This is a genomic window from Apibacter sp. ESL0404 (genome assembly GCF_019469245.1).
Lineage (GTDB): Bacteria > Bacteroidota > Bacteroidia > Flavobacteriales > Weeksellaceae > Apibacter.
In genome coordinates this window covers 1,233,568-1,249,621 of record NZ_CP048267.1, presented here as the reverse complement: position 1 = coordinate 1,249,621, position 16,054 = coordinate 1,233,568, and the positions used below count along the sequence as shown (strand labels likewise).

Below are 16,054 nucleotides of genomic sequence, written 5' to 3'. Positions count from 1 at the left end.
ATTTTACGGTGACATTTGTAAATTTGAATAAGCTTGATGTCTCCATTTTTGCCCAAAAAGATTTTCCATGCGATCACTAATGTTACGATGATCATCTTCGGTGAGTATTGGTGAATTGGAAAGGTAATAGTTTGCAATAAAATTGAATTCGGTTATCTTAATAAATTCATCTTCTTGCTTATATAGTTCCCAAAATATTCCACTTTCCATATATTGATTCATGTCTGATTTCATAAAATTTTTCTCAGCTATAATTATTGCATTTTTACAGCTGCTGATAGCCTCCATAAAGTGTTGGGTTTTCATAGCTTGGTCTGTACTTTTAACGAAATACTCCCAAGCTTTTTTAGGTTTTCCTTCAATACTACAATAAGATGCTTTAAAATTATATAATTGAAATAAAATACCTAAAGATGAGATATCGTTATTTTTTAGTTGTGATTGACAAATAGTTATACCTTTATCTAACAAGGAGTGTATATTTTTATCTTTAAAACTGAATAAAAAACCCGCAAATATAAGATGTGCAGATGCCCATATTCCTTTATCACCTGTTGACTGACCTACATCGAGTAATTTTTTTCCCCAATGATAGATTCCTGATTTATTTTGTGCTGAAGCCTGTTTTCCCATTTCCATCATGCAAACATTAAATTTTACTTGAGGATCTGATGGATTACCACTTTTAATTAATTCTTCATAAGCCCCTTTCATATTTTGACTTTTCACAGGTAAAGAAAAGGAGGAATAATTAGGATTATTGATTACATTAGAATAATAGGAATTTTCTTTATAATCGGTTACTACTACTCCTATGCCTTCCGGTAATTGTTCTGCAAATACTTTAAGCCATTTTGCAAATTCTGTATAATTATGTACTTTTCTAGGAATTAAACCTATCCTTAATTTTTCTTCTTTATTAGGAAGAAATTTTTTGTAACTTATAAGAAGTTCTAACAAAAACTTACCATGAAGAATTTCAGGATCGATTTTTTTAAATTTATCCCTAAATTCTGAAAATTCATTCCAAGGTAAATTAGGGTATTTAATTAAATTTTTTTCATATTCATCAAGCCAATCTTTGGCTAATTGATAAGAAAAATTTTTTTTAGATTCAAAATCAGTTAAAAGTACAACCAGTATTTCATCTATTGATCGGTGTGGGGAAGATTCTAATTTATAAAAGCCATTTATAAGGGGTAAATCGTCCTCATCTTCTAATAAAAAACGTACAACTTTATAATTTTTACCTTGTATTTGATCTTTCCAATTTTGTTGAATTCGATTCAATCGTATGGCGATCGGATTATGTTCGTTATTCATAATTTAGCTTAAAATAAATTTCTTAATTAAGATTGACAGAATCAGATCCTTTAATATTTGATATAGTGGATTCTACATCTATAGTTTGCCCTGATTTAATTTCTACTTGTCCTTTAGCATTTATTGTTACTTTAGGGGCTTTTTTAGCAATAAGGGTTTTACTTATTGTTTTTACAATGTCCGTACCTGTTGTAGTATGGGATTTTGTTTTAGTTTCTATTGTTTTTTCTCCTTCAATTTTTATTTCTTTACCTTTAATAATTATTTTACCGTCTTTATGAAGCTCTATACTGGATTCTCCACTTTGGATTGTAATTTTATCTTTTGAGTCTAAATCCGTATTACCGGCACCATCCATGACTAAGAATGCTGTCCCTTTATCGGCTAAAGTCATGGAGCCTTCTTTATCATTGAAAGTAAGGTTAGATCCAGCTGCCGTTTGCAAACCTTTCATAAAATTACCGGCTCCACCATGTCCGGATTTACCTTCTCCATTAAACATAGCCCCTAAGCTTACCGGCTTTTCTGCATTTCCGTTCTCAAAACTCACGATTACTTCCTCTCCAATTTCAGGCACTACATGCATTCCTTTGCCTTTTCCTGCATATGGGGTAATTGAACGAATCCAGGGTGTCATACCGTTAAAAGGCTTTTGCCAAGGAAACTGTACCCGAATTCGAGACATTCCTTCCGGATCGTTATTATCCATAACCGTAGCCGATTGCTCTTCACACAAAGGAATAGCATCCTCATCCATATATTCAGGAACCATATTGTCCATAGGCACGCCCACCAATTCATTATAATACCCTTCGGTAATGTCTTGAGAATGCGTGATTTCTATAATTTTATATCGTTCCAAAGGAACTTCCCCGTCTTTAAAAAGTCCGCTTTTAGGCATCCAGCCTTTAAGCTTTACAATATCTCCCAACCTTAAATTAGGATTATTGGTCTTAGCTTCTAAAAACAGTACATGCTGACGTCTGAGCTTTTGCCTTTCCACAGCTTGGGTTACCTCAATAGAACCTTTTTCCAATAAAGATTGATTGTATAAGGATAAAGGCACCTTAGCATATATTTTTTCCGAAGCAGTGATAGCATGTTGTTGAAAAGGATTAACAATACTCCATTTAGGAGGAATACTGTCAGAGTCTACCGTATGGTTTTGAGCCCTTTTCGCATCATAACCAACATAGCTGAATTTTTGAGGAACTAATCTCATTTTCAGCTCATAACTGTAGACATCTTTTTCTTCGACCAATTCCACGGTTTTACCTCCCGCTCCTCCAAAGACAATTTGTTGCCCGTTATAATAGAGCCATTCCCCATACCTTGTAGCCAAACGTTTAATAAACTCCCAATCCGATTCACGATACTGTACCGTATAAAGTAGAGGATCTTTTAACATAGGACGTAAGTCCCAGCTGAGCAAATCCGACTGATATTCCGAAGTGGCCTGTTGAATAATAGCATCCAAACTTTGGTTTTCAAAACTTTGGCAATCCAGCCCGTTTTCCAATAAGATAGTAGGAGCATGGCCCTTGATAAAAAGCTTATTATAACCATCCACTTTTTTATTGGAAAGTTCGGTAACAATACCTGAAAAAATATAAGCAGTTTGTCCGTATTGTTTGAGTTGAATAGAAATTTTCTTACCTAAAAGCTCACGAGAATTGGTCATCGGATAAGAGTCCCTGTCACCGAATGCTTCCGCATAACAAGAAATTTCAAAATGGTCATGGTCCGCCATTTTTTGGTTTAGCGTAAGAGTAAAATGACTGTCTCGTAATACTTCGTTACCATCAATAGAAATAGCTGCATAAACAATATGAGAATTTTTAAGTTGAGAAGCTAAATCCCCTCCATATTTAGCAAAAAAATTAGAAGCCATATCTTTAATTTTCTTTTCCAGAGCATCCGGAGGAGTTATACCAAAACAATCGGGAGGTTTAATAGCATCTTCAGGTTTAATGGATATATCACTACTGGCAACTATATTTTTTTTAAGCAAATCAAGCTTATCCGAATGATCGGAAACAGGAGCTGTAAACGAATTAATTTTTTGATTTACCTGATCGGTAATTCCGGAAGAATCAACTATATTTTTAGTCAAATCTTTAGTGTTAAGATTCACCGAATTCTTTTTATCCAAAGGATTCATGGTATTTTGATTTAATTTAGTTAAAAAATAAAACTAATATTTATTTAAAATATGGAGTAAATATACTTAATTTATTTATTTATTTATAATAAAATATTGAAAAATATCTTAAATAATTACTAAAAATAATATATATATATTTATAAAAGCTAATAAAATTAAATAATACAGTCGATTTATGAGTTTTGAATTTTTTATTAATATCTATACTATAAATATTACATAGATGAAATAATAACTTATAATGTAATATATTGGATATGAGGTTTCTAATAGTAAATACGATTCTTTAATTTAAAATCAACATAAACATAGGATTTAATTCTACTAATTAATCTGTATTTCATTAAATATTTTAAATTACTAATTAATATACATTACTATTGTTATTATAACTATTTGGCACAATTATTTTATTTACAGTACATAAGGTTAAAAACTAAATTTTTGTCATTACTATTTAGATACAAAAGAGTAGTTTTTATCTGAAAAAATTTATTGTAAATTTGAATTGTGAAAAATCAGATTAACATTGCCGATATTCCCGGAATTTCTCAATTAATTAAAGATTATGTAACTAAGGAGGAAAAAATCGCATCTCTTTATGGAAGAAATTTATCGCCTGAATCTTTACTTATACAAGCTAGAGAAAAAATTTCCAATTATAAACACAGGGAAAAGTTAGTTGATGAATTGCAAAGACAGTTAAAAAATTTACAATTGTCTGAAAAGCAAACCATCAATCTAAAAAATCTTAGTTTAGCGAATTCAATAACCATCACAACCGGGCATCAACTAAATTTAATGACCGGTCCGTTATATTTCATCTATAAAATTTTACAGGTAATAAAATTATGTGATATGATGAATGAAAGACAAGAGGAATTTAAATTTATTCCAATTTTCTGGATGGCTACGGAAGATCATGATTTTGAGGAAATAAATCATTTTAACTTTAATAGAGAATTTATAAGTTGGAATGAGAAACATCATGATTATGTAGGTGAAATTTCAACCGGTGGATTAAAAACTGTCCTATCCGATTTTTATGAAGAATTGAAATATTATCCTTTTGGAAAGGAATTAAGAAAGATTATTGAAAAATCCTATTATACCGCGGATAATCTTTCAAATGCCACTCGAATTTTAGTTCATGAATTGTTTAAAGAATATGGTCTATTGTTTATAGATGGTAATACACAGACTTTAAAAAAATTGTTTATACCGTTTATTGAAGATGATATCAAGGAAAAAAAATCTTTCCAAATCATTTCAAAAACAATCGAAAAATTAAAATCGAATCATTATAAAATACAAGTAAATCCGAGAAAAATTAATTTTTTTTATCATAAAAATAAAGAAAGAAACCGTATAGATGAAACCAATGGTAAATATTATATTTTAGGAAGCTGTAAAAATTTTAGTGAAATTGAAATACTGGAAGAAATAGATAAACATCCTCAAAATTTCAGTCCCAATGCATTAATGAGACCGGTATATCAGGAAGTCATATTGCCTAACGTTGCTTATGTTGGTGGAAATGCAGAAATTGCATATTGGATGGAACTTAAAGATTATTTTTCTGCACAAAATATTCCCTTTCCTATATTGGTGCCAAGAAATTCCTTTTTATTGATTAATGACAATCAAGAAAAAAGAATGAAAAGACTTTCTTTGAATATCAATCATTTATTTCTTTCTAAAGAACAAACTATTAATACCCTAGTAACTCAAAGTTCATCCTATATATTTGATTTTACAAAGTACGAAAGACGTTTAAAAGAAATTTTCGATGATTTATTAAAAGAATCTGCCAATACAGATCCTAGTTGGGAAAATATGATTATGGCTCAAAAGAAAAAGCAGCTCAATGGGTTGGAAAAAATAAACAAACGTTTTTACAAAGCAAATAGATTAAAGCATAAAGAAATTGTGTACAATTTTGAAAAATTATATGAAGAATTATTTCCTAAAGGTAGTTGGCAGGAAAGGGTCTATAATTTTTCATATTATTATGCCACAATGGGATCTGAATTTTTAGCTCGAATATATAATGAAATCGATGAATTTCAAAATAATGTTACAGTATTTAATTTAGAAAAAGGGAAATAAATAATTTAATTACATTTGCAACAAAGTTATTTAGAAATGAAAAAGCAATTTAATACGCTGCTATTATTATTTATAAGTTCCTTGATGCTTTCGCAACAGCAAAAACATACTGTTATGGCGAAAGAAACGCTTTATGGGTTAAGTAAAAAATACAATGTTTCTATTGATGATTTAAAAAAAGTAAATCCTCAATTAAACAGCCGTACGCTTCAGATAGGGGAAATACTTAATATACCGGATAAAAAAGCTTCTTCTAAAGCGAATGAATATTTAACTTCCAACACTGCTAATAACATACAAAATATAGAAAATTCTAAATATTTAGATTATTTTTATATTACCGTTGAGCCTAAACAAACGTTGTACGGATTAAGTAAAAAGTATAATACAACAATTAAAAGCATAAAAGCTCTCAATCCGGCTATGGATAAGAACGGTCCCAAGATTGGTGAAATTCTAAAAATTCCTGCCAATTCCTCATTGGAAAATTCAAATGCTTATAATTATGTTTATAATGAAGATAAACAGGATCAGGAAGAGTTAAAAATAAATAATTCAGATTCAAAAGAAGAAATCAACATAAAAGATAAAAAAGAGTTACCTTCGGTAAAAGATGATCCAATAGAAACTAATAAAAAAGAAAATATTGAAAATCAGAATGATAAAGAGTCAGATGTCTTAAGTAAAAATAAATTACCTGAAAATGATTTACAGAATGATGCTAAAGATCAATCATCAAGTCAAGCCGATAGTGAATTTAGAAAAGACGGAGTAAATGTGGTTTTATTTTTACCTTTCCATACCGGAGAATCGACCGTTAATGCGGAAAGGCGTATAGCAACCCAATTTTATTCAGGTGTTAAACTTGCACTGGATTCTTTGACCAATAGAGGAAAAAGAGTTCATGTAAAGATATTTGACACAAGTAATGATAATAAATTCAGAGAAATTGTTAATACCTTTGATTTTTCGAATACCAATCTTATAATAGGACCTTTATTTAAATCGAACTTATTGACTCTAGCAGATAAAATTAAAAAAATTCCGATAATTTCTCCATTTTCTTCCAGCGATGACCTAGATAAACACGAAAATTTAATTTTATATAATACAAAAGATCAAATATTAGCTGAGAAAGTAACTGAAGAAATGTTAAAAAAATATTCCAACGAGAAAATATATATAGTATATGATGAGGAACATTTTAAAACGGCTCAATTTATTCAATCATTAATTAAAGATAGAAAAAATAATGCAGAAGTAATTTTAACTAAAAATGCAGAAGATATTAAACCGGATCAGAATTTAGTTACTGAAGAATATAATAAAATTTATGCCCTATTAATTTCAAATCAAGATCCGGTAATAAATAAATATTTGGATACGATCACTAGTTTTGAAACTAATCAAGTACAACCTATTTCTTTATTTTACTCTTCTTTGTTTGATAATAAAAAATACGAAGAAAAACTTATAAATTTCGGATTGTTATATTTAGATACAAATTATGTAAATGAATTTGGTTTTAATGAACAAAAAATGATGAATTTATATAAGAAAAAATATTGTCATATGCCGGATAAATATGCTATTACCGGTTTTGATGTAACCTATGATATTTTAAGTCGTGTTTATGAAAAAGGGAATTTATCTAACACAATTATGAATGCTGAAAGCAAACAAGTCAGCAATAAATATTCTTTTAGAAGAATAAATAAAAATGGAGCTTGGGTTAATCAAGAAGCTAGAATTATTCAATTATTAAAATAACTTAGAACAAACAAAATTACATATAACAATAAAATACTTAATATTAAAAAAAATTAATGAATTCATTAGTATTTCCCGGACAGGGTTCTCAGTTCCCAGGCATGGGAAAAGAAATATATGAGAGCAGAGCTGATATTAAAGAAATGATGAACTCTGCTAATGATATATTAGGGTTTAATATCATTGATATCATGTTTAAGGGAACCGAAGAACAACTAAAACAAACAAAAGTAACACAACCTGCAATTTTTATCTATTCCATCGCTTCTGCTAAAGTTAATGAAAATGCCCGAATTGAAATGGTAGCAGGGCATTCCTTAGGAGAATTTTCTGCATTAGTTGGAAATGGAGTCCTGTCTTTTGATAACGGTTTAAAATTAGTTTACGAAAGAGCCTTGGCGATGCAAGAAGCTTGTGAAGAAAATCCTTCTTCGATGGCAGCGGTTATAGGTTTAGATGATGAGACTGTCGAAAAGGTATGTCAGGAGATTTCCTCTGAAAATAATATTGTAGTTACCGCAAATTATAATTGTCCGGGGCAATTGGTTATATCAGGTCATACAGAGGCAGTTAAACAAGCTTGTGAAACTTTAAAAGAAAAAGGGGCTAAAAGAGCAATTTTGCTGCCTGTTAGCGGGGCTTTCCATTCACCACTTATGAAAAGTGCCGAGAAAAGATTAGAAGAAGTTATTCTTAAAACTAAATTTAATACACCTAGTGTCCCAATATATCAGAATTATACCAGTAAAGCAGTTACCAATATTGAGGAAATAAAAGAAAATCTTATTAAACAATTGACCTCTCCGGTAAACTGGACAAAAATAATTCGTAATATGATACAGGATAATTGTTCGGTATTTACAGAAACCGGTCCCGGAAAGGTTTTACAAGGATTAATTAAAAAAATTGACAGTTCCGTTGAAGTTTCCTCACTTTCCAACTAAAAAAAATTTAATAGAATAAAAAAAAGAGATCTTATATAAGATCTCTTTTTTTATGGCGAATATTTTTTAACGATAAATCTTTAACTTTTTTAAACAAAAAGATTTTAAATCTGTATATAATATCACCATTTAGAATTTATGTTTATAAAAATTTTTAAAAAAGATTAAACAAAAATTCATTAGAGGTTTATACGGATATAATTAATTTGCTTTAGTAAAAGCTAGAATTAAACATTAAATTTAATTTATCGATCATTTTTAGTTTATATAGAATGTTAAACATATATTAAATAAACTGTTTTGATTTTGCGGTAATCTGTAACATTTAGTAGTTAAATTATACAAATTAGTAACTACAATTGCAAACGACATGATTTCATTGAAAAACATACATAAATATTATGACATAGGTCATAATAAATTACATGTATTAAAAGGAATTAATCTGGAAATAGGAGAAGGAGAAATGGTTGCTATTATGGGATCTTCCGGATCAGGTAAATCTACCTTGTTAAATATTCTTGGAATATTGGATTATGCTGACGAAGGAGAATATCTATTGGATGGGGTTAAAATTGAAAAAGATTTAAGCGAATCAAAGGCAGCAGATTACAGAAATAAATTTTTAGGCTTTGTTTTCCAGTCCTTTAACTTGATAAGCTTTAAAAATGCTATGGAAAATGTCGCACTTCCTTTATATTATCAAAAAGTAAAACGTTCTCAAAGAAATTCCAGGGCCATGGAATATTTAAAAAGGGTAGGATTGGATGATAGAGCAGATCATATGCCTAATGAATTGTCGGGTGGACAAAAACAAAGGGTGGCAATTGCTCGCGCATTGGTAACACATCCTAAAGTTATTTTAGCCGATGAACCTACTGGAGCACTTGACAGTCAAACCACTTATGACGTAATAAAATTTTTACAAAAAATTAATAACGAAGGAAAAACTATTTTAATAGTTACACATGAACCCGATGTGGCGAAACAATGCAAAAGGGTAGTTCATTTAAAAGATGGTATAATTGAAAGGGATGAATTTATTAATCAAGAAGTTTTAGTATAATTTATTAACTATGTTTAATATAGATCGCTGGCAGGAAATATTTTATTCCATCAAGCAAAATAAATTAAGAACTTTTCTTTCGGGTTTTACAATATCATTAGGATTATTTATCTTCATTATACTTTTCGGTTTTGGAAATGGTTTAAAAAATGGCTTCTCACAAGCCTTCATATTGGATTCCTCTAGTACAATTAATATTATTCCTGGAAAAGCAACCGAAGCATATTTAGGTTTACAACAAAACAGGGATGTAACTCTTAAAAATGAAGATCTTGAACTCGTAAAAAAAGAATTTGATGAAAATTTAGAGTTTAAAACAGCTACCATCACACAGCCTGAAAATGTTTCTTACAGAACATCCTCAGGAATCTATACAGTTCAAGCAACTTATCCGGATAAGCAATATATTGAAAAAGCCATTATTACATCAGGACGTTTTTTAAATCAATCAGACATTATAAACAAAACTAAATTTGCCGTTATAGGTCGATTGGTAGAAAAAGATCTTTTTAAAAATGAAAAAGCCTTAGGTAAATATATAAATATAGGCGGAATCAATTATAAAGTGGTTGGTATATTCTACGATGAAGGAGGGGATAATGATGAAAGAATAATTTACATCCCTATATCCACTTTACAAAGTCTCAAAAAAAGTACGGATCATGTAAGCCAGATAGATGTGGCTTATCTATCGGATATGAAACCAAGTGTAGCAGTGAAATTAGGAGATGAGATTGAGAGAACTTTACGCTCCAAACTTAAAATTTCACCTACAGATAAAACCGGTTTGGTTATTCGAAACCGAGCCCAAAATATGGAAGATACTTACTCGTTTTTCACAGTGATTTCTTCTTTGGTTATGTTTATAGGATTTGGTACCATAATGGCCGGAATTATCGGTATTAGTAATATTATGGTTTATATTGTAAAAGAAAGGACAAAAGAAATAGGAATTAGAAAAGCCTTAGGAGCAAAACCATTCAGTATTGTATGGCTTATATTGCAAGAATCTATTTTCATTACAGTTATTTCCGGAATATCGGGTGTTATTTTAGGTAGTCTGGCTCTTTATTTTATAGGTAATAACCTTTCCACCTATCTTATAGTAGATCCTTCGGTAAGTAAAGAATTATTAATTTTTGCAACGGTATCCTTAATAACATTTGGTACGGTAGCAGGATTTATTCCGGCAAGAAAAGCTGCAAAAATAAAACCTATAGAAGCCTTAAGTTCAGATTAAACTATTTATTGAAATTTAATATCTTATACAAATGCAAATTTTAGATAGAGAAACATGGGTTGAAATTTACCATACTCTCAGCAAAAATAAGTTGCGTACCATTTTAACAATGATCGGTGTGGCATGGGGAATGTTTTTGTATGTATTTCTTTTAGGAGCTGCTAAAGGCGCTGAAAATGGTTTTTATAAAATATTTGACGGATATGCAACCAACAGTATATTTCTTTGGGGAGGATCTACAGGCGAACCTTATAAAGGATATCCAAGAGGAAGGGACTTAGCCATACATTTGGATGATGTAGAATATTTGAAAAAACAAGTTCCTGAAATTGATTTTGTAGTACCTAGAAATGCTGCGTCTTCAGAACAAAGTGTTATAAACAGAAAAAATAAAAGTAAAAATTTCACCGTATTTGGTGATTTTGCTTCGGTATCCAAAGTACAAAAGAAACAATTGATTACAGGAAGATTACTTAATGAAGAAGATGATGTTCAGAAAAAAAAGGTTGCGATAATCGGTAAAGAGGTGTATGAACAATTATTCAATAATAAAGAAAATGCTATAGGTGAATATATCAAAATTAACGGAATTTATTTTCAAGTAGTAGGAGTTTACAGAAATCCAAATTCTGGATTTTTACAGGAAGATGTCGTATATATTCCTTTCAATACCTATCAGAAAATATACAATCAAGGAAATAAAGTAAATTGGATGGTAATTTCCATTAAACCGCAATTCAATGTTAATGTAGTCGAAGAAAAGATCAAAACAGCTTTAAGAAAAAAATACGATGTAGCTCCTACAGATGAAAAGGCTTTTGGTGCTTGGAATTTTGCTGAAAACTTTAGAAAATTAACCAATTTCTTAAAAGGGTTGCAAATACTTACTTGGTTTGTGGGAGGATTAACCATTCTTGCCGGAGTAGTTGCTATTTCCAATATTTTATTAATAACAGTGAAAGAAAGAACCTTGGAAATAGGTATCCGTAGAGCATTAGGAGCTAAACCGGGTGAGATAAGATCACAAATACTTATGGAAAGTGTGTTTTTAACTGTCTTTTCCGGTCTACTCGGTTTTATATTAGGAGTATTACTTTTAATAGGAATGAGTTCATTTATGGGCGATGCCAATCCTAAATTTCCGTTCTATAATCCAACCGTAAATATTTGGAACGTTTTAGCAGCCTTGTTTTTAATGGTAAGTTTAGGTTTGTTTATTGGACTTATACCGGCCCAAAGAGCAGTACAAATAAAACCGATTGAGGCTTTGCGAACAGAATAATAGTCATATAAATTAGTTTAATTTTGGAAATTATGACTTTATCTAAAAAATCAGATAAGTGATAAGATACAAAAGCAAATGCAATAGGATTTTCAAATTTTGAAAATCCTATTTTTATATCTAGTGATATAATTTTTTTAAAAAATTTTAATAAAATACTACCTTTGTAATCATTCTCAAAAAATAAGAATACATGTCAGAAATTACAGCAAAATATTCTCCTAAAAACGTTGAAGATAAATGGTATAAATTTTGGATGGATAACCACTTTTTTCATTCAGAACCGAATGAGAAAAAACCGTATACTATTGTAATTCCTCCTCCTAATGTAACCGGTGTATTACACATGGGACATATGCTTAATAATACAATTCAGGATGTATTAATAAGACGTGCCCGAATGTTGGGATATAATGCTTGCTGGGTTCCCGGAACAGATCATGCTTCCATAGCCACTGAGGCCAAAGTAGTTAACAAGCTAAAAGAACAGGGAATTAGTAAATTTGACATAGGAAGAGAAAAGTTTTTAGAACATGCATGGGAATGGACTCACACACATGGTGGAATCATATTAGAACAATTAAAAAAATTAGGTTGTTCTTGTGATTGGGATCGTACAAAATTCACCCTTGACGGCGATCTATATAATTCAGTAATTAAATGTTTTGTGGATCTTTATAATAGAGGATATATTTATAAAGGGAACAAGATGATTAATTGGGATCCGGAAGCGAAAACCAATATATCAGATGAAGAAGTAATTTATAAAGAACATAACGGAAAATTATATTTTTTGAGATATAAAGTAGCTCATGAAGACCATTATGTAATCGTAGCTACCACAAGGCCGGAAACTATATTCGGAGACACCGCTCTTTGTATAAATCCTAATGATGAGCGTTATCAATTTTTAAAAGGAAAGAAAGTTATAGTACCGATCTGTAACAGAGAAATACCGGTCATTGAGGATGAATACGTAGATATGGAATTTGGAACGGGAGTTTTAAAAATAACTCCTGCTCATGATGTCAATGATTATAACTTGGGCAAGAAGCACCAATTAGCTACCATTGATATTTTTAATGATAATGCAACACTAAATGATAATGGATTGCATTATAAAGGAAAAGACAGATTCATAGTTCGTAAGGAAATAACTAAAGAGCTTAAAGAAAAAAATCTTCTTGAAAAAGAAGAAAATTATGTAAATAAAGTGGGAACTTCTGAACGAACCGGAGCAGTTATTGAGCCTAAAATATCGGTACAGTGGTTTATGAAAATGAAAGATTTTGCTAAACCGGCTCTTGATGTAATATTAAATGAAGAGCTTAAACTGTATCCGGATAAATTCGTTACTACTTACAAAAATTGGTTGGAAGACATTCATGATTGGAATATCTCACGTCAGCTTTGGTGGGGACATAGAATACCTGCTTATTATTATGGAGAAGGCGAAAATGATTTTGTAATTGCAGAAACAAAAGAAGAAGCTCTAAAGTTAGCTCAAGAAAAAAACTCATCCATCACACCCAAATCCTTACGACAAGAAGAAGACGTATTAGATACCTGGTTTTCTTCCTGGTTATGGCCTATTTCGGTTTTCAACGGAATCAATGAACCGGACAATAAAGAAATTAATTATTATTATCCTACCCAAGATTTAGTTACCGGACCGGATATTATATTTTTCTGGGTTGCCAGAATGGTAATGGCAGGATATGCTTTCAGAAATGAAAAACCTTTTTCTAACGTTTATTTCACCGGAATTGTACGAGATAAATTAAGAAGGAAAATGTCTAAGCAGCTTGGAAATTCTCCGGATCCTTTAAAATTGATTGAAGAATACGGAGCAGATGGTGTACGAGTAGGGGTATTATTAAGTTCGTCTGCCGGAAATGATCTTATGTTTGATGAAGATTTATGTTTACAAGGGAGAAACTTTTCAAATAAAATTTGGAATTCTTTCCGTTTAGTACAATCTTGGAATGTAGATTCATCAAAACCTCAAACCATTGAAAGTAAAGAAGCTATATCTTGGCTAAAAAATAAAATAGCTAAAACAGTTACTTTAATAAATGGAGATTTTGAAAAATATCGAATTTCCGACGCTTTAATGAATATTTATAAACTCATTTGGGACGACTATTGCTCTTGGTATTTAGAAGCTGTTAAACCCCCATTTGGTGAAGATATTGATGAAAAAACTTATATAGAAACAATAGCGATTTTAGAAGACCTGTTAAAATTGCTTCATCCTTTCATGCCATTTATCTCTGAAGAGATTTGGCAAACAATTAAAAAAAGAGAAATACAAGAAAGCCTTATTATCACTTCCACAGTCTCTGAAAACGCATATAATGAATCCATTATATCCAATTTTGAAGTAACCAAAGAAATTATTTCAAGTATTAGAAATTTCCGTTCTGAAAAAGGCCTTTCACCCAAAGAATCGTTAACGCTTATATTTAAATCATCCGATAAATTGGAAAATATTGCTACCATAAAAAAATTAGCTAATATTTCACAAATAAAGAATCAATTGAATGAAAATGAGCCATCTTATACTTTTTTAGTTGGTAAATTGGAATTTGCCATACCTTTTACACAAACAATCGATACGGAAGCAGAAAAAACAAAAATATTGGAAGATATTGCTTATTTAGAAGGATTTTTAAAAAGCGTAAATGCAAAACTGTCTAATGAAAAATTTGTGAATGGAGCTCCTCAAAAAGTAGTCGAAATGGAAAGAAAAAAGCAATCTGATACACTGGAAAAATTAACTATTTTAAAGGAGAGCTTGAAAAAGTTATCAAACTAGCTATTTTTATCAAATTTTAGTTTACAAAAAGAAATAAAACTATTGAAACGTTTCTAAATGATTTATTTGAATTAATAAGTAAGTAGGACTAATCCTATCAATTAAATACTGAGAACGTATGATGAAACTACTTAGCCTTATTTTTTGTTTAGTTTCAATTTTTTTATATAGTCAGGTTGAAAAAAATATATTAGACTTATCCGAATATCCCGAAAAAAATATATTGTCGTCTCAAATCAAGGAAACTTCTGCACTTGAGTTTTATAATGATTTCCTATATACCTGTAACGACAGCGGAGGAGAAGCCGAAATATATAAATTAAGCACCCTGGATGGAAAAATAGTAGAAACGATAAAAATTGAAGGAGTTAAAAATGTTGATTGGGAAGAATTGGCACGTAAAGGAGATACTCTTTTTATTGGTGATTTTGGAAATAATTTAGGAATTCGCAAAGATTTAACTATATATCAAGTAGTTTTGCCTACTAATGCAACAAATTTTAAAGAAAAAACTATAGTCGATCAGTTTCAATTTACGTTCGAAGATCAAAGAGATTATGAAAACAAAGGAAACTTTAAGACAAACTTTGATTGCGAAGGGTTTATTTATTATAAAAATAAGCTTCATTTATTTACTAAACGATGGGGAGATTTTCATACCGCTCATTACGAAATAGATTTAACTTCTGTATCAAAAACTAAAATTGCAAAAAAGATAGAAACTTTTAATACGGAATGTTTAATAACCGGAGCAGACATACACCATGATACATTATATTTGATAGGATATACCAAAGAAGCAGCCTATGTATGGAAATTTTATGATTTTGAAGATCATAATTTTTTTAATGGTAAATCCAAACAAACCTTGATCGGTTTAACCGCTGCTATCGGTCAAACAGAAGGTATTGCCGTAACAGATTCCAAAATATATATAACCGCTGAAGAAATGAATTATTCGCTCTTTCATGTTAACCCCACACTATATATTCTCAACAAAGATGAACTTTAATTTATAAATGATATTTTTTGATCTAAATTTTAATTGGTAGTAGTTTTATTGAACATCATTTTATAATCCATAATTTTATATCTTTTAGATTAAATAGGAGGTTACTAATGCTCAAATTTAGCATCCTTAAAATTATTACTTTATAAAAAAATAAATGTTTCAATCTGCATTTATCCTTGTAATTTTTTTTATTTTATAGTAAAAATAGAATCTGATATTATGCTTAGTGAAAATAAATACCTTTACTTTTGAAGTAAGAGAAGATAAAAAATTAAAAATATATACTTTATTTTTAAAAATTATTTTATCTTTGCTTATAAATCACA

10 protein-coding genes are annotated in these 16,054 nt (G+C 30.1%); 8 read left to right on the top strand and 2 right to left on the bottom strand.

What is annotated here, in order from left to right; all coding sequences use genetic code 11:
• Nucleotides 1-3: 3 nt before the first annotated feature.
• Entirely contained in the window at nucleotides 4-1,323 is a 1,320-nt protein-coding gene (locus tag GYM72_RS05265; RefSeq protein WP_220263673.1) for a hypothetical protein, read from the bottom strand.
• Between the two features lie 22 nt (nucleotides 1,324-1,345).
• Nucleotides 1,346-3,484 carry a type VI secretion system Vgr family protein gene (locus tag GYM72_RS05260; RefSeq protein WP_220263672.1) on the bottom strand — a complete coding sequence of 713 codons (2,139 nt, stop codon included), beginning with the start codon at nucleotides 3,482-3,484 and terminating at the stop codon, nucleotides 1,346-1,348.
• 513 nt (nucleotides 3,485-3,997) lie between these two features.
• On the opposite strand from GYM72_RS05260, the gene bshC reads away from it, so the two are divergent.
• From bshC to GYM72_RS05220, 8 genes are all read left to right on the top strand, one after another.
• Complete coding sequence (gene bshC, locus GYM72_RS05255) at nucleotides 3,998-5,596, top strand: bacillithiol biosynthesis cysteine-adding enzyme BshC (RefSeq protein WP_220263671.1); 1,599 nt, start codon at nucleotides 3,998-4,000, stop codon at nucleotides 5,594-5,596.
• 36 nt (nucleotides 5,597-5,632) lie between these two features.
• Nucleotides 5,633-7,366: a LysM peptidoglycan-binding domain-containing protein gene (locus tag GYM72_RS05250; protein ID WP_220263670.1), complete on the top strand. Its 1,734-nt coding sequence runs from the start codon at nucleotides 5,633-5,635 to the stop codon at nucleotides 7,364-7,366.
• Nucleotides 7,367-7,422: 56 nt separating this feature from the next.
• The gene (gene fabD / locus GYM72_RS05245; RefSeq protein WP_220263669.1) at nucleotides 7,423-8,310 is read left to right on the top strand and encodes an ACP S-malonyltransferase; all 888 of its coding nucleotides are present in this window, start codon (nucleotides 7,423-7,425) and stop codon (nucleotides 8,308-8,310) included.
• Nucleotides 8,311-8,680: 370 nt separating this feature from the next.
• The gene (locus GYM72_RS05240; RefSeq protein ID WP_105297756.1) at nucleotides 8,681-9,376 is read left to right on the top strand and encodes an ABC transporter ATP-binding protein; all 696 of its coding nucleotides are present in this window, start codon (nucleotides 8,681-8,683) and stop codon (nucleotides 9,374-9,376) included.
• A 10-nt stretch (nucleotides 9,377-9,386) separates the two neighbouring features.
• A complete protein-coding gene (locus GYM72_RS05235) occupies nucleotides 9,387-10,616 on the top strand; it encodes an ABC transporter permease (protein WP_220263668.1) in 1,230 nt (409 codons plus the stop codon).
• Nucleotides 10,617-10,647: 31 nt separating this feature from the next.
• Nucleotides 10,648-11,898, top strand: a complete 1,251-nt coding sequence (locus GYM72_RS05230) for an ABC transporter permease (RefSeq protein ID WP_160556719.1) — start codon at nucleotides 10,648-10,650, stop codon at nucleotides 11,896-11,898.
• A 193-nt stretch (nucleotides 11,899-12,091) separates the two neighbouring features.
• Nucleotides 12,092-14,716, top strand: a complete 2,625-nt coding sequence (locus GYM72_RS05225; protein WP_220263667.1) for a valine--tRNA ligase — start codon at nucleotides 12,092-12,094, stop codon at nucleotides 14,714-14,716.
• A gap of 118 nt (nucleotides 14,717-14,834) precedes the next feature.
• On the top strand, nucleotides 14,835-15,728 hold the full coding sequence (locus GYM72_RS05220) for a hypothetical protein (RefSeq protein ID WP_220263666.1): 894 nt from the start codon (nucleotides 14,835-14,837) through the stop codon (nucleotides 15,726-15,728).
• Nucleotides 15,729-16,054: the final 326 nt, after the last annotated feature.